11 protein-coding genes are annotated in these 16,228 nt (G+C 46.2%); 8 read left to right on the top strand and 3 right to left on the bottom strand.

Going from position 1 to position 16,228, the window contains the following annotated elements; all coding sequences use genetic code 11:
- The first annotated feature begins 138 nt into the window (after nucleotides 1-138).
- From ACAF76_RS10495 to ACAF76_RS10485, 3 genes are read left to right on the top strand one after another with little or no spacing between them, the layout of a single operon-like run.
- Nucleotides 139-1,212, top strand: a complete 1,074-nt coding sequence (locus tag ACAF76_RS10495) for an ABC transporter substrate-binding protein (RefSeq protein ID WP_400163510.1) — start codon at nucleotides 139-141, stop codon at nucleotides 1,210-1,212.
- Entirely contained in the window at nucleotides 1,212-2,243 is a 1,032-nt protein-coding gene (locus tag ACAF76_RS10490; protein ID WP_400163509.1) for a FecCD family ABC transporter permease, read from the top strand. Before ACAF76_RS10495 ends, ACAF76_RS10490 begins: the two co-directional genes overlap by 1 nt.
- The gene (locus ACAF76_RS10485; RefSeq protein ID WP_400163508.1) at nucleotides 2,240-3,280 is read left to right on the top strand and encodes a FecCD family ABC transporter permease; all 1,041 of its coding nucleotides are present in this window, start codon (nucleotides 2,240-2,242) and stop codon (nucleotides 3,278-3,280) included. The genes ACAF76_RS10490 and ACAF76_RS10485 overlap by 4 nt, the downstream gene beginning before the upstream one ends.
- Nucleotides 3,281-3,292: 12 nt before the next feature.
- On the opposite strand, the gene folE2 is transcribed toward ACAF76_RS10485, so the two are convergent.
- Both folE2 and ACAF76_RS10475 read right to left on the bottom strand, forming a co-directional pair.
- Entirely contained in the window at nucleotides 3,293-4,213 is a 921-nt protein-coding gene (folE2, locus tag ACAF76_RS10480) for a GTP cyclohydrolase FolE2 (protein ID WP_400163946.1), read from the bottom strand.
- Between the two features lie 371 nt (nucleotides 4,214-4,584).
- On the bottom strand, nucleotides 4,585-5,583 hold the full coding sequence (locus ACAF76_RS10475) for a CobW family GTP-binding protein (RefSeq protein WP_400163507.1): 999 nt from the start codon (nucleotides 5,581-5,583) through the stop codon (nucleotides 4,585-4,587).
- 232 nt (nucleotides 5,584-5,815) lie between these two features.
- Between ACAF76_RS10475 and ACAF76_RS10470 the strand changes: the two genes are divergently transcribed.
- Complete coding sequence (locus ACAF76_RS10470) at nucleotides 5,816-6,958, top strand: hypothetical protein (RefSeq protein ID WP_400163506.1); 1,143 nt, start codon at nucleotides 5,816-5,818, stop codon at nucleotides 6,956-6,958.
- Between the two features lie 504 nt (nucleotides 6,959-7,462).
- Nucleotides 7,463-8,683 (top strand): IS256 family transposase, encoded by a 1,221-nt coding sequence (locus ACAF76_RS10465; RefSeq protein ID WP_421617884.1) that lies wholly within the window; start codon nucleotides 7,463-7,465, stop codon nucleotides 8,681-8,683.
- 383 nt (nucleotides 8,684-9,066) lie between these two features.
- Here ACAF76_RS10465 and ACAF76_RS10460 read toward each other — a convergent pair whose 3' ends face one another.
- The gene (locus ACAF76_RS10460) at nucleotides 9,067-10,800 is read right to left on the bottom strand and encodes a hypothetical protein (RefSeq protein WP_421617883.1); all 1,734 of its coding nucleotides are present in this window, start codon (nucleotides 10,798-10,800) and stop codon (nucleotides 9,067-9,069) included.
- Between the two features lie 224 nt (nucleotides 10,801-11,024).
- Here ACAF76_RS10460 and ACAF76_RS10455 point away from each other — a divergent pair, with 224 nt between their 5' ends.
- Genes ACAF76_RS10455 through ACAF76_RS10445 form a run of 3 tightly spaced genes read left to right on the top strand, consistent with a single transcriptional unit; the run spans nucleotide 11,025 to nucleotide 16,223 of the window.
- Nucleotides 11,025-13,478, top strand: a complete 2,454-nt coding sequence (locus ACAF76_RS10455; RefSeq protein ID WP_421617915.1) for a UvrD-helicase domain-containing protein — start codon at nucleotides 11,025-11,027, stop codon at nucleotides 13,476-13,478.
- A complete protein-coding gene (locus tag ACAF76_RS10450; RefSeq protein ID WP_421617882.1) occupies nucleotides 13,471-16,017 on the top strand; it encodes a hypothetical protein in 2,547 nt (848 codons plus the stop codon). Before ACAF76_RS10455 ends, ACAF76_RS10450 begins: the two co-directional genes overlap by 8 nt.
- The gene (locus ACAF76_RS10445) at nucleotides 16,014-16,223 is read left to right on the top strand and encodes a hypothetical protein (protein WP_421617881.1); all 210 of its coding nucleotides are present in this window, start codon (nucleotides 16,014-16,016) and stop codon (nucleotides 16,221-16,223) included. The genes ACAF76_RS10450 and ACAF76_RS10445 overlap by 4 nt, the downstream gene beginning before the upstream one ends.
- Nucleotides 16,224-16,228: the final 5 nt, after the last annotated feature.

Below are 16,228 nucleotides of genomic sequence, written 5' to 3'. Positions count from 1 at the left end.
ATGAGTTGTTGAATTGTGGGGCGCAGCATCTTTTGGGAGGAGTGAGCACGCTAACAAAACGTAATTATTACACTTTAAAATTGTAATAATTACGAATATAATAAGGGACGAAGCGATCCTTGATATGGAGGTAAATTTATGAACAGGAATAGAAATAACGTCGGATTCAAATGCATTGGAGCCCTGTTGGTTTTGCTGCTGTTGCTTGCGGGCTGCGGTCAGGTCAAGGAGGAAGGAAACCCTTCAGCCGAGAACGCGGCTTCTGTGGCAGATACGGGGAATGATCCCGCTGGACAGTCGTCGTCCGGAAAAGACTCTTCAACCACAAGTCCGCAGCAGAATCCCGTTACGATTACAGATAGCACCGGGGCTTCATTGGAACTTCCGTCACAAGTAAAACGAATCGCTTGTTTAACCGAAATTTGCGTAGACAGCCTAGCGGAGCTGGGCATGGAGCCGGTTGCTGTCGTACCGGACAGCATCGCATTTCATCCGGAGTTTTTCGGGGAGCGGGCGGCTTCCTTTGTACAGATCAGGGGCGGCTTCATGGAGCCTAGCCTGGAGGATATCGCCCAGGCGAAACCCGATGTGGTCATAGGGCTCAAGGGCACCCACGATATGCTCCGAGACGGCTTGCAAAGCATCGCTCCGCTGTATATCGCCGAGCTGAAAACGTATGAAGACTCGATCGCGTTTCTTGAGATGATGGGAAAATGGACTGGTGAGGAGGCTGCAGCCGCGGCTGCCAAGCAGAAATTCCTCGACAAGATTGCCGATTACAAACAAAAATCGCCAAACAACCGAAGTGCCTTGATTCTTTATGGAGCTGACGTCAACTTCGGAATCGATACGGCGGGTTCGTTGGTTGGGTCGTTGCTGGCTGAGCTCACCCCCTATCCGTGGCCGGCTCCGGTGGAAGACGGAGGCCATCAGGCGGGGGGAATGGCGTACTCGCTGGAAAAGGTACTGGAAACGAATCCAGATCATATTTTTATCGAGACATTCAGCTTCAGTCCGGACTCCCAGCCGTTGTCCGAACAATTTGCTGCAAATCCGCTCTGGGGCAAACTGAAGGCGGTTAAGGAAAATCAGATTACAGAAGTAAGGACGGCTATTTGGGCCAACGGCAGGGGCACGCGCTCGCTTGGTATCGTGCTGGATGAAGCAATGAGCACTTTGTATCCCGATACGTTTAAGGGGTCTGTCCAGTAGTGGGAGAAGCAATCCAATCCAATACGGGAGCAACCAGGAAGAGGCGTGTGTTCTTCCTCGTGTTGCTCCTGATCGTCACCGGCACAGTCTCCATCCTGATGGCATTGAAATCCGGTTATCCGTCCGTAAGCTGGGATGAGCTTTTGCGTATTTTGTTGCATCGTGACGGCTCTGAACTTGCCGTTACCTCCATTCTCGAGCTGCGGTTGCCCCGCGTTGTGCTTGGCGTGTTATCCGGGGCAATGCTTGGCATTTCAGGCGCGTTGATGCAAAATGGCTTGCGAAACCCGCTGGCTAGTCCCGATTTGATTGGCGTAACTGCCGGCAGTTCACTAATCATCGCGGTTATCACGGTGTTACACTTGCCGATTGCGTTCAGTCTGTTTCCATTATTCGGGCTGCTGGGCGGTTTTATCGGAGGGTTCATCGTGATCAGCTCCGTATACGGACGATCAGATAGTACGAGCATTATTCTGATGGGAACAGCGGTAACCGCCATGCTGAACGGGATGATTGTGTGGCTTGTTACGATGGGGACACAAAATGATATCAATCTGTTGTACACGTATTTGATGGGCAGCTTATCGGGACGTCATTGGCACCATGTCGAGTATTTGCTTCCGTGGGCGGTGATCGGCATTCCCGCCGCGATGCTGTTTGCCAAACCGTTGAATCTGCTCCGGCTCGGAGACGAGCAGGCCGAAGCACTTGGACAGAATGTGGGCAGGCTGCGTCTGCTGCTGCTGATTGCAAGCGGCGTGATGGTATCGGCAGTCGTCGCGCAATGCGGCCCGATTGGTTTTATCGCGTTGCTTGGGCCATATCTGACCAGAGCGATACTCAGAACGGAAGACGCCAGATGGATACTGCCTTGTTCTGCGGCAGTTGGGGCGGTACTTCTCGTGACGGCAGATTTGTTTGCCAAAGCCGTATTCACTCCCCGTGAAATCCCGGTCGGCTTATGGACGACAATCGTCGGCGTACCGGTGCTCATCCTGATGCTTGCCGCGAAGAGGAGAGGTCGCTTTTGATCGATCGTAACAATGCCGCTGCCCAATATAATAGAAGGATTCGGTCGTGGGCTCTGTTTCTTTTGTTGGGGCTTGCCGTGTTTTTCATTTTGCATATTGCGCTTGGCCAGGTTGCCTTGTCCCCGCGTGAAGTGGTGCTGGCATTGCTGAACAAACACGATGATGCGTACCATAGACAGATTATTTGGGAACTGAGGCTGCCACGCACCTTGGTTGCGCTTGCAGCGGGTGCAATGCTAGGACTGGCGGGGGCGATACTGCAGTCGGTTACACGCAATCCGCTAGCGGAACCGGGGCTATTGGGCGTATCCGCCGGCAGTGTGCTGATGCTTGTACTCTACATGACCTTTTGGGGAGGATCCGCGAGCTTATCCCTTCAAATCCCCTTATTTGGTCTAGTCGGTGGTATCGTTACCGTGTCGGTTATCTATCTGCTAGGCTGGTCTCGAAGGGGGGACGCGCTGCGGTTTACTGTGATCGGCCTTCTCGTATCGTCTTTTTTGTCCGCCTGCACCTCCCTGGTACTGCTCCGTCATTCGGAGGCGATCGGCAGCATTTTGCTGTGGACCGTCGGCTCGTTAAACGGGCGGGTATGGCTTCACTGGAATATTATTTGGCCATGGTTTCTGATCATGGTGCCGATCGGACTGATGAGTGCGGGAGCTGGGAATGCATTACAGCTCGGGGATGGCGTTGCGAGAGGAATTGGAGTCCCCGTTCGCCTTGCCAGAGCCGGATTGCTGCTGATCGCAGCTTTGTTGACCGCCGGTGCGGTCTCTATCGTAGGTGCCGTCGGCTTTATCGGATTGATCGGTCCTCACATTGCGAGACGGATCGTCGGTCAGGATGCGAGGAGACTATTCCCGTTTAGCGCGCTTGTCACTGCGTGGCTGCTGGTCGGCTCGGACATTCTGTCCCAGGGCCTGTCGTTTCCGCTATTTGAAGGCGGTCGCATGGCATCGCTGCCGGTTGGCGCCGTTACAGCCTTTTTGGGCGCTCCCTTTTTTCTTTATCTGGCTCGCAAACATATGAAATAATAAAGGGCTCCGTCATTGCGGAGCCTTTTCCTTTCTTTTGTCGTACGAAATCACTGCATAGGCATCATGCATATGAATCGACTCCTCATTTCGACATTCCACCGTAAAAGCCTGAACCGTCTCCATTTCATACAAATCCGCAGCGACAAGCCGCACCATATCCTCCACGAAACGCGGGTTTTCATAAGCCCGTTCGGTAACATTTTTCTCGTCCGGACGTTTTAGAACCGGGTGGAGGGCACTGCTGGCATTGGATTCTGCTGCTTCCAGCAACATCGCTTTCCAATCGCGCTGCGGGGGAGAGGCAGGATCGATCTCGATAGTCATAGTCACCATTCCCCGCTGATTATGAGCGCTGTATTCACTGATTTCCTTGGAGCAGGGGCACAATGTTGTTACGGCTACTCGCAAAGATGCCTGAGCAGTAAATTGCTTCCCCTTCTCGCATACGACTTTGACCGTGACCTCCGCATGATTCAGCCCCGCTTTTTCCGTAACAGGAGCTTTTCGTTCATAAAACCAGGGAAAAGTCATCGTTATTTCGGCCTTGTCCTGTCCCATCCGTTCCGCGAGCTCATGGGCAAAATCGCACAGGTCGGGAAACTCGCTTGTCCAGCCTTTTTGACGGTATCGTTCCAATTGTTCGGTAAGTCTGCTCATGTTAATGCCTTTGGACTCTCGCGGCAAGCTCGTGGTCAGTGTAATCTTCGCCACACTGGTCTGGGTCGCAGGCTCCATTTCCGCACAGACGAGGATAGGGTGTTGGACCCTGCAAATACCGACATGGTCAATGGCAAACAGGAAGTCTTCCCGATGATTTTGCAAATCGGGCATTTGTTCTTTGACTGTCGGTTTGTTTCCCGGGATAGGGTCGGTGGAACCAAAGCGTCGATGTCGTTCCGGTTTGGCGGGCAGGATTCTTTTGTTATGGATGGGTTGCATCGTGTACACCTCATGGTCGTGCGGTACGGTCCATGCGAATCGCTGACTTGTTTGAGCGAGTAGCGATTTGCCCGGGAACGTACTATGCACATGATTTATTCGTAATTTTTACTAATAAAGTGTACTATAAAATTCGGCTCGGGTAAACATGTCGCGACAGATGATGACTGTAAAGGGTAAACATTCGAACCGCTAGCATACGATCTCTGCGGGAGAGAGCATGCTTTCTAAATGATAGAAAAAGATTGTGCAGATTCGCAATAGGAAGCAGAGAAGTGGGGAGGGGATACGCTTGTCTACCGGCTTCGCAAAAAAAGAAGCGATACCTTCACGGCTCGCTTCTTTTTTCCTACCAATCTGTTCTAGCTTGCTACGCAAGCGGCAAACTGCTTGCGGAACCACTCTTCGTCCAGATTTCGGCCGATGACGACGAATTCGCTGACCGGAACCTCATCCGGCTTCCACTCGCGGTCCGGATACGCGCCGAACAGCATATGAATACCTTGGAAGACGACTCTTTTTTTGGAGCCTTTGATATTCAGAACGCCTTTGTAGCGGAATGTGTCCACGCCATGTTCGACCAGCCATTCGCTGATGAAGCGCTCCAGCTTTTTCAGATCGAGCGGACGGGACTCACGGAAAAAGACGGAGGAGACATCGTCATCGTGATCGTGGTGATCTTCTTCCAGAAACCCGGGTTCAATCTCCAGTTTTTTCTCCAGATCGAAAGCGCTGATGCCCAGGATGCGGTCGATCTCGATCCGGGACTGCTGCGTACGGTAGATTTTGGCCGCCTGATTCATCGCACGCAGGCGCCCTTCCACCTGTTCAAGCTCTTCTTCGGAAACGAGGTCCGTTTTGTTCAACAGCAGCACATCGGCAAACGCGACTTGTTCCTGTGCTTCATGGCCCTCATCCAGATGTTGTCCGACATGCTTGGCGTCCACCACCGTGACGATCGCGTCCAGCTTATAGAAATTGGCGACTTCGTCATCGACGAAAAAGGTTTGCGCCACCGGGGCGGGATCGGCCAAACCGGTAGTTTCGATCAAGACGCGGTCAAAATCGACTTTACGGCGCCCGTCCAATCCGAGCTTCGCATTTTTCAAATCGGCGAGAATACGGATGAGATCGCCCCGTACCGTACAACATATGCAGCCGTTGTTCATTTCAAAAATTTCTTCGTCCGCGCCGACGACGAGTTGGTTGTCGATGCCGACTTCCCCGAATTCGTTGACGATAACAGCGATTTTCTGGCCGTGATCTGCGGTTAGCACATGGTTTAACAAGGTTGTTTTTCCGGCGCCGAGAAAGCCGGTCAAAACCGTGACAGGGATGCGAGGTTCTTGAGAGATTGACATTGCCGTTCACTCCTTTGTGAAAGGTGGAGACTTTTAATCGTAAATATTACAGTTTAAGTATAGGAGTTGATGAGTAGATTGTCAAATTTTGAGACTTGCAAAAGATAGTTTGGGGGCAGAGGAATCCCACACTATCTGCAAAGCCAGAAAGCGCATGATCTGATATAATGTATCTGTCCTTGGCACGATCTGCCGGTCATCCAACAACACCACAGACTATCAGGAGGGAAACATGGCATTCAAATGGAAGTGGACGAACCTGGCAGTAGCAGCAGCAATGGGGATGATGGCCTCCACCGCAGCAGCTGCCGAACATGCGAGCATTCAGACGGAGCACGTCGACGCGCCAGTATTGGAAAGTACGGGCTTTGACGTTGTACCCGTCTCGGATGGTGGATGGATTGTCACGGGCAGCAAAGACCGCCAATTCACGCTCCAGAAGTTTACCCAGCAAGGAAATCTTCTTTGGGAAACCGCTTTTTACCCGGGTCTCGTAGGCAAAGCTATCATCGAAACTACGGATGGCGGGTACCTGGCGGGCGGACAAACATTTTATCAATCGGATGAAGTTGGCGTACAGGCCTTTCTCATCAAGGTCGACAAAGACGGAAATATGGAGTGGCTGCAGGAAGTCGGGGATAAAGCCTTTGATTCCATCACCTCGATAGCCGAATTGACTGACGGTTACGTCTTGTCCGGTTCGCTATTCGAAGCAAACACGACCAAAAGTGCACTGGTACATATCGATAAACAGGGACAAAACATTCAGTTTGTTGCGCTTTCTTCCTATTTTCCGGCGAATGAGGCATTCGTATCCAGCACCTTGGCGACAAATGATGGAGGAATCCTGATCACGAATCGCCAGGAGAAAGCACTACCTGATGCTGGCGTACAAGTATCAACCAAGCTTGTTAAACTCAATGCTGCTTTCCAAAAACAATGGGAGTTGATGCTTCCGGGAGATGTCCTGTCCGGTAAAGTATTGCCCGATGGAGCGATTTATGCTGCCAGAGGCATTTCCGGAAATCTGAATCTGACGCGTGTCGACGCCACAGGAAAAATCACCTGGACCCGTACGCATGCGTCTGGCTCTACGCAGTACTATGAAATCAACGGATATGACATTGCTGCATCTCCGGATGGCGGGTTCGTAATCGCCGGGGCACTCAGCTCCACAAGCTCTCAAACCGGGTACTTGCTCAAAGTGGATGCCTCCGGAAACAAGCTGTGGGACCAGACTCTGTATTCCAACAACTCCTGGATTCAAGGGATTGCCAGCAATGGCTCCAATCAATTCGCGGTAACCGGGCATGTACATCTTCTGGGCACACCAGTTCCGAAATTGTTTTTTACGCTCTTGCAAACGAATCGTTAATACAGAGGGCTCACAAGCAACAAAAAACGGGGCGCGATCTCATGGGGGAGATCCGCCCCTTTGATTTTCGAGCAGGTATAGAGTAGAGGATAGGTGAGAACGGATTTTTGGAATCGGTGCAGCATCAAGGGACATATGGAGTGGTGGTAGCTGTCAGATTGGTGAGTATGGGAGGGGGTCTAGATGCGCTGCTGTAGAAAATGAACCCGGCATTAAGTCTGGCTCGTTTTATTGGGAGTTTGGGATCGACCAGAAGCCGGGAAGCGACTCAACCGCGCGTCTAACCTCGGTCGATCCAGTCATGCGTTCGGATAGCACTTTGGATAACACTTCTGTATTCGTGATGACATTGAAAAAACGTTTGGAAGATTTAGAAGAACAAGGCTGGTGATCGGGAGGCGGTATAGCTCTCGTTGCAAGTGATCTGAGTCTATAAACTATTTTGTGTAAACTCCTAACCTTCAAATAGAGTACAATGAATTCAAAGAAAGGTTGGGAGAGCCCATGAGCCTGATGTCCAAAGAGCAACTCAAGCAGTGGATCAAGGAAAAGAACATGCAATCGGTGGACGACGTGCAATTGGCCCTGAAGGAGTTGTTTGCCGAGACTCTTCAGGAGATGCTGGAAGCGGAACTGGAGACGTCTCTTGGCTACGCCAAGCACGACACGAAAAACAAGAAAACCACCAATAGCCGGAACGGCTACAGCAAGAAAAAGGTGCGTTCCGAGTACGGCGATGTGGACATTCAGGTACCGCGTGACCGGGCCAGTGAGTTTGAGCCGACCATCGTCAAAAAGAACCAAACGAACGTGACGGGTATCGAAGACCAAATCATTGCCATGTATGCCAAGGGTGTTTCTACCCGCGACATTCAGGATCACCTGCAGCAGCTCTACGGCATCGAGGTTTCTCCTACCCTCATCTCCAACGTGACCAACAAGATCGTCCCGCTGATCAAAGAATGGCAAAACCGTCCCTTGCAGGCGGTATACGCAGTCGTGTTCCTGGATGCCATTCACTTCAAGGTGAAACAAGACGGTGCCATCGTCAACAAAGCCGCCTACATGGCCATTGGCATTGACTTGGAAGGCCACAAAGATGTACTTGGCATCTGGATCGGGGAAAATGAATCGGCAAAGTTCTGGCTTCATGTCTTAAACGAGTTGAAAAACCGGGGCGTGCAAGACATCCTCATCACCTGCGTGGACAATCTTCGCGGCTTCTCCGAAGCCATTTCCGCTTGCTATCCCATCACGGAAATCCAGAAGTGTATCATCCACCAGATTCGCAACTCGATCAAATACGTTTCCTATAAAGACATCAAGAAAATCACATCGGCCCTGCAGCCGATTTATAAAGCGGCCACGGAAGAGGCCGCCTTGGAAGAACTGAATCAATTCGAGCAAACGTGGGGACAAAAGTACCCCCTTATTGTCCGTTCCTGGCGTACGAACTGGGCGGAAATCTCCACCTTTTTCAAGTACTCACCCGAGATTCGCAAACTGATCTACACAACCAATGTCATTGAGAGCTACCATCGCCAACTGAGAAAGGTCACCAAAGGAAAAGCCATTTTTCCTACAGACGAAGCCCTGCTCAAAATGCTCTACCTGGCAACCATGGATGTGTTACGAAAGTGGACGGGGAGAGTTCAGAACTGGGACCAAATTCTGTTACAACTGTCCGTTCAGTTTCCGGAGCGAGTTCAACCATATCTCCTCTGAGCCTAACGGCTATTGGAGTTTACACAAAATCATTGACAGACCCAGTGATCTCGAAGGTGACTGGAGCTATCGCTACTAGTTCAAATTTGACCTGTAGAACAACTCGATTTAACGGTCAAAAGGTTTGGACCCGTTGGGCAAATGCCAGAGACCCTTATTTGACTTCCAAAATCTTCGCTCCTATTATTGTCAAGTATCAATGTAAATCCAGGGAATACTTTTCAAAACCACAATAGCCCTATGTTATCGCGACGGGTCCAAAGGATGTGCACTTACCTTTTACCTGTTCGCTTAAAGAAGCAGAACTCAGTTGCGCAGTTTCTGAAGAAGCCGAGCGCGAACTTGTCAATTGCCCATCGCCGGGTTCATCGTATCATCAAATTTTACAGATTAGGTTTATACAAATACTCTGACGTTAGTTTGATCGAAGACCATCCGTGTGACTCACCTTTGCTGAACTTTACCCTTAAAGATAATTGCTGGTCTCCATTATTCCATAAAAGGGTATTTTGTATATTACTTGGAGTATTACGCTTTACGATTACATTGCCTTTAATTTGTGAGTACTCCACATGGAAAGCCTTTTTTTGTTCATAAGCAGTGATGATCATTAGAGCCTTACCAAGCAAGTTATTAATTCCTCTCTTCAGGTTCTCTTGTGGTGCTTGCTCCAATGCGAATCCAATCTCTTGGGATAGCGTTACAAGGCATTCATAGCGATCTAATCCATTCTCATACATTTTTTTGACTTCTGATACCTTTTCATTTAGATCTTCTCGGACATCAAAAAACATACGGCTTAAGATCGTCCCAATTCCCGGATTTTTGGTGGTTATTTTTTGACCAATTTTACTAATCGCTTTAAGCGAAATGTATATCTCCTCTACATTACCGTTGATATAACGAATAGAGATCTTTAAGTCTCCTGTATTTAAACGATCACTAGTATAGATATCCGCTACTAATTGTATTCCTTCCAAAATAGCATTATTTTTTTTCTTTTGAATGAACTCTAAAATTACAGCAGCCGTCTTTTCAGAACTTTCCTGGATAGCAGCAGCAGTTTGTCGATCTATCCGAGGGAGATACCTCAATAAGTAGGAAGTACACTCCTCATCATCCGCTTGAATAACATCTGGATTTTGTTTAAGAATCCAGTAATACGTGAATGCTTCATGACATTTCCCAACCGCATTACTTACATTCCCATTAGGGTTATAATTCATCTCATAAAGTATTTGGTTTATTTGTTGAAGTGTACGATTATTTTTTTGGATGATTTCAGATCTAAAATCGGTTCTATATGATTCAAAACTAGTAGCAAGCTTAATGGATGAAGCAGGTGAGCTTTCGAATTTAAAACGTAAGGTTAAGGCAATGGAACCATAATGGATTCCGATAATGTTCTTACCTTTCTTATATACAATAATGTCCTGATAGTGTCCCATTTCTGGTGCGAATTCTTCAACAGTAACCCCTTTTTTTCTGCTCCGAGTAATTATATTTGTTTCCCGTGTCATCAATAACTCATTAAAAGCATTTATAAATCCTGCTTGATTTGTATTGTAATTATGCTGCAGGAGCGTAAAGCAATAGTCCCTGATTTTTAAGAGAAAACGATCTCGGAGGAGATTAGTGTCTTTATCAAAATGCGGAAATAATTCTTTAACTTTGGATTTCAATTCACGTTTAGGGGGTAGATGAATATAGGTTATGTCTTTGAGCTCGAGCAGCTCCTGTAAAAAGTACAGATACTCTAACTCCATAAACTGATTAAATCGCTCTTGTAGCTCTTCCGTTAAAAAGTACCTGGATAAAAAACTTTTCGCCCCAGGATTTTTTGGTTGAATAATTCCGCTACCCTTAACAATAAAAAGATTCACTGGGTAAGAAGTTGGACCCTTGATAATGATCAAATCATTATGATCATCTGGGTTAGGATAATCAAACTTGCACAGAATGTTATCTGGGTGAGGGAACTTCTCCCAAACATAGCGGGCTGTTTGAAGGGAAACAGATGATGCTTGTTCCGGCCATGTATCAGTTGTCAGTTTATGAAGAAGCACTGCATGTACTTCTCTTACATGTTGGTCACCGCGTTGACGAGAGGTTATCATCGTTCTTCCTCCACTTGTTTCCGAGTCTGAAATGTCTTATTCTATAATACTAAAATTTTCCTTAGAGTGGCTGTAAGAGTTTTCATTATATGTTAAACTTCTATATATGGTTCTTATTTCCTATTAAGTTTTATGGAAGGGATTTCTTTTCGGTTGATTAAAAACACGTATGTAGTAGTCGCTAAGTTCTATTCCTAGTATAAAGAAGGTAGATCATATTGAAAATGCCTAAACATTCATACTTAACTGTTTCGATACGGGATAACATTCAAAAAGAAATACTGCAAACATACCTACTAAATGGCGTGAAGGTCATTGTGTTTACCGATCGAGATCACGACTTTGAGGATTTACGAGCATATAGAGATGCCAAGTTGCTACAGATTTATGTAACTGAAGGTAATGAACTTAGTAAATATCCCATGCTATCAATTGTAGATGGACAATTTTCATCTTTGCTCGAGCGAAGAGCACTGAAGCACTTTTCTAAAAGTAGTCACTTTAACCTAGAGCAATACCTAGTTGAGCATGCACCTTCTGACGTTCATTTGAGTGTGAAGGCAGGAGCAGGTACCGGAAAAACAACGGTCATGATTCAGCGTATTCTATACATTCTGCAAACCACGGAAACATCTCTGAAAGAGTTGGCGATGATCACGTTTACGAGGGAAGCGGCTCATAGGATGTTTCAAAAACTGCGTGAAGAGTTTTATTGCCGATATCAAGCAACAGGTGCCGTCAAGTATCTTACCTATATTGAAGAGCTTCCTTCAATGCAGATTAGTACGATTCATTCTTTTGCAAAAGAACTCATAAAAGAAATGGGATCCATAATCGGTTACGGATCGAATGTGAGCATTAAAAGCCTTAAAATGCAACGCTCGGCTATCATTGAGCGGTATATTAACGAATGGGTACAGAGTGAAAATAGAGACCGAGAGTTACTTGCACTCTTTAATGATATTCCACTTTACAAAGTAATAGAGATTGCCAACGATTTTTGGGAAGAGATGGAGCAAAAAGGTTTGTCGGAAAACGAGATCAAATGCATTCATTGGGGAGGTGCAGCAACGCCAAGTGCTTCCTTACACCGACTTTTCTCTACGATTTTTCCATTATGTGAAAAAGAACTTCAAGAGTTAAAGATCGACTCCAATGCAATCACCTTAAGCGATTTGACTCGTCAACTCGACTATATCACTAGGCATTCATCTGTATTCCAAAATAAAAAGAAAACCCTATCGTACCTTTTCATAGACGAGTTCCAAGATACAGATGATATTCAGATCAAACTTGCCTCTCGCCTAGTGGGTGCATATAACATGAAATTGTTCGTAGTTGGAGATATCAAACAAAGTATCTACCGGTTCCGAGGTGCAAAATACACAGCATTTGATATCCTTCGCAATCAGTTGAAGAGTATCACAGGTGGAACGATGAGAAACTATTCGCTTACAACTAACTATCGCTCTTCTGTTCGCTTGCTTGACCAGATGGAAACGTACTTTTCGGCGTGGGGTAAGATAGACTTTCTTCCATACGGGAAAAAAGATAGTCTTAAAGGCGTAAGACAAAGCTCAGAAGAACAATCACTTCTCGTCCAGAAACGAACCTTTGAACGACATAGCGATTTACAAGAAAGCCATACAATTAATATGATTAATATGGCAAAGGAAGGTCTGGAGAATCCTCGTAAACAAAGGATTGCCGTGCTGGTTCGAACAAATAACCAGGCGTTTTATATCCAACAGTGGTGTAAAAAAGCAGGGATCGATGTTCAGCTCGACATTGGGGGCACCTTTTATGTAAGTCCGACAGTGAAGGATTTCAAAGCCCTTGTTGACGCGCTCCTATTCCCTAGACGACCAATCGCTCTTTTTAACTTACTGAATTCATCTTATTCAAACACGTACGTTGGATGGTCAGCTCTTACTTCATTTGGGGGAGATGAGAGTAGGGTAAGTGAATTTCTGACCTCTCTAAACCCATTAGGTAACTGGGAAAAGTATTTGGAAGACCTGCGGATTACCCCGGTATTGGCCGTTATCCGAGAGATTGTAGAGAAAACGAACCCGGTTAGTCGATATTATTTGACGGAGCTCGCACAATTAAATCAGGAACGACCGGATCAGGAGAATGAAACTGAGGCGAGAGCACGTGCCTTGCAGTATGAACTGAATCTAAACCATCTATTTGAGCTGATTCACAACCAGTTTTCTTCTGAGTTTGTTTCCCTGTACTCACTACAATCATGGCTACAACTTCAAATCGCGGTCAATCGGGATGAGGATGAGCCACTGCTGGATGAAAAAGATCAAGGAGAACGTGTGCATGTTATGACCGTTCACAAATCGAAAGGTCTCGAGTTCCATACGATTATTTTGCCATTTACCGATAAAGTCTTCCGCTATGTTTTTAACGAATTGCTTTTAGAAAAATTAGAAGATAAATGGCATGCGGGCTGGTTTATTCGAGATGGTGAAGCTGAGTATAAAAACGATAACCATGTAAGACTTCAATCCACTGAAGAGAATGAGTCAATCAAAGAAGAGACTCGGCTACTTTATGTAGCCATGACTCGTGCTGAAGAAAGACTTTGGCTTATAGCCAATCAAAAGTATACCTATAACAACTGGTATATGCTTCTTGCCAAACAGGGGGTACATACGCATGTCTAGAAAGTTGTTTGCCTATAACGACATCACGAAATTAACAGAAATCGAAGAGCTTCTGGAATATAAGAAGGAGTTGCAAATCTGTGCAACAGTCAGCTTATATGAGGGTGTACTAAAGCAATACAAAGAATTGATCCCTCAAACGAAAAACGCCGGACCTTTTATTAACTCGCTTTTAGGTAATTGGGCAAAGTCGGCAACGAAACTTGCGCAATTTACACGGCTGACTAGTATTGTTCGTGAAGAAGGTGCGGATCCGCTATTCGCTGGCAAATTAATTTACGCATTTCGACATAACCAGCAAAATGTACTTCTTTCGATGCGCTTACTTACGGAAATGGGTGTAGTCCCGGACGATTTATCCCCAAAAACATTGGAGGAGGAGTTATTTCAGCGCTGCTGGCGGAGAATGGAGGCGGAAGATCGTTCTTTCGCGGAAATTCGTACTTTTTTACAATCTCCAGAACAATTTCTTCGTCAGTTAAAAAAGGTTCTCGACACAGACGAGATACCTAGATCAGTTGTCCTGCATGGATTCTACTTTATTACACCACTTCAGCATCGTATAATATCCATGTTGGAAGCAAACGGAATAGAACTGGTGTTTTTGAACCTTTATGATCAACGTTACCCTAGCACATTTGCAGCTGTTGAGGCATTTTTAGGCGCGTGGGTCAAAAAGGACAAATGGACATATTCAACCTTGCGAGATCAAGAGCTTAACTTTGGAGATCGTTTTAGCAGCTCCTATGAAGGTGCACAAATAACACCAGACTTATCAGCCTGGGAGCCTGAAATCCTCAGATTTACCGATTTTTCAGGTTTTTTAACGTACTATAAAGAACACGAGGCAAGTTATATTTCCCCAAGAGATTCCTACTTGAATGAGCGATTAAAGGATTATGTACCAGAGGCTTTTGAGGAGCGTCATTTCCTCTCTTATCCAATCGGACAATATTTGTTCCACCTTCACTTGATGTGGAATGAACGAAAAGGAAGGCTTGAAATCACGGAAAAAGGGCTATTCGAATGCTTTACTTCAGGATGGCTCTTCCATGAAGGGAAAAATGCCAAACATTATGTAGATCAGTTGCAGGCAGTTATGCCCTTCTTCTCTGGATGTAGTACACTTGCCGAATGGCGAAAAACAGCAAAGTATCTTCAAGCCATTAAGGAAGGACCGGTAGAGTCATTCACCCATTCAGATAACAGGTTCCATCGAATGGCAGAGAACCCTATGTTACGGTTTTCTTACTTCAATGTTTCGACTAGCGATGTAAAAGACATTATATTCTTTATTGAAAAACTATTTGTTCAAGCAGAGCTTTTGTTCCAAGGAGAGCAAAAAGTAACGATTCGAGAGCATTTAAGTAAAATAGAGAGTCTTATGGACGAGGGACTGGATACAGAATCCTTTACAGGAAGTGAGAAAAAGCTTCTTGAGGAGCTAAGGGAACGTCTACGTGAAGATTTTTCGTCGAACGAATCATTCTATGTTGAAGACCTGTCATATGCAATTGCGCTGTACCTAGGCGGGAGGTTTCTGGAGGAAGACGATTCAACACAGAAAACAGAAATGCGCCCTGTCCAAAAGTTTGACGAAGCCGATGGAGCGGCCTTATTAGGATCATATGTGCACCTATGTGGAATTGACGAGGAGAGTTTACCCTATAACAGCGCCTCACTCCCTTGGCCACTTACAAGGGAAACTTTAAAAGAGCTTCCCTGTACAAGGGAGGTTACGCTTCTTTTCCAACGTGAACAGTATGCACCAAATATTGCTAGGTATTTGTATTTTAGCGTGCTTGCATTTGCGGAGAATATTAAGATTTCCTGGGTTCAAAACATGAGTAATAAGGTATACGAAGAGTCTGTGTACATCTCGTTACTTGGACAAACGCCAACTCGTATTGAAACGCTGTTCCAGACTGATAGCGAAATGCCTTTTAACATCATTGAAGGTAACAAGGAAGAAGCTCTTACCGCACTTGCGGAATATCCAAGCGATGCGGCAGCTGAGTTTACGTTGTGTCCTGCGCGGTTTACTTACAGCTTCCTTACTCAACCCTATGCGACCTTCTCGTCTGACTTCCACCATCAGTTCTTATTTGGTGCTTTGTTGCAGGCAGGATACCGCTTATCCGATAGCCCGGATGAGGAAGTAACCGCACAAATATCTGAGTTATTTCCATTTTGGAGCAAGGTCCGAAAGCAAACGATCGCTGAGAATGCCATGAAGTACATTAGTTTATTTGATATATACTACTCAACTATAGATGGAAAAGATTATGTTCTTGGTCGTGAAACATTCCAGTTTCTGCGTTCCCATTATACGGATGGGGAACGAAATCTAAATCTGATGAGTCCAGTTCGGGAAGCATTTCGTCGTAAACGTGTAAAAGAAACATTAGTGGAACTAGCAGCTAAAGAAGGAATACAGATGCGAGCAACGCCATCGAAGCTATGTCGGTTGTGTCCGCACCTATCTTCCTGTAAGAATGGATATTATGCAGTCGATGATAAGTTGAGGGCCATCTTATGATTGACACAAAGTTATTTGATGAGATTTCAAGCCGCTGGAGTCGAGGTCTTCCTCCGGAAAGGCTTATAAGAATAGCACAGACTGCTTCTACCGATATGCGTATCATCACTGGGGAAGTGGCACTTCTAAAAGCAAACGAAACGATTCCAAGTTTTCGCGACGCGATTCTAGGGACTGATTCTGACGATGATGACGGTTTTATTTAAGGGGA

The sequence above is a fragment of the Brevibacillus sp. TJ4 genome, from assembly GCF_044627595.2.
Taxonomy (GTDB): domain Bacteria; phylum Bacillota; class Bacilli; order Brevibacillales; family Brevibacillaceae; genus Brevibacillus.
The sequence above is the reverse complement of the archived record's forward strand: the minus strand, read 5'-3'. Positions and strand labels throughout refer to the sequence as shown.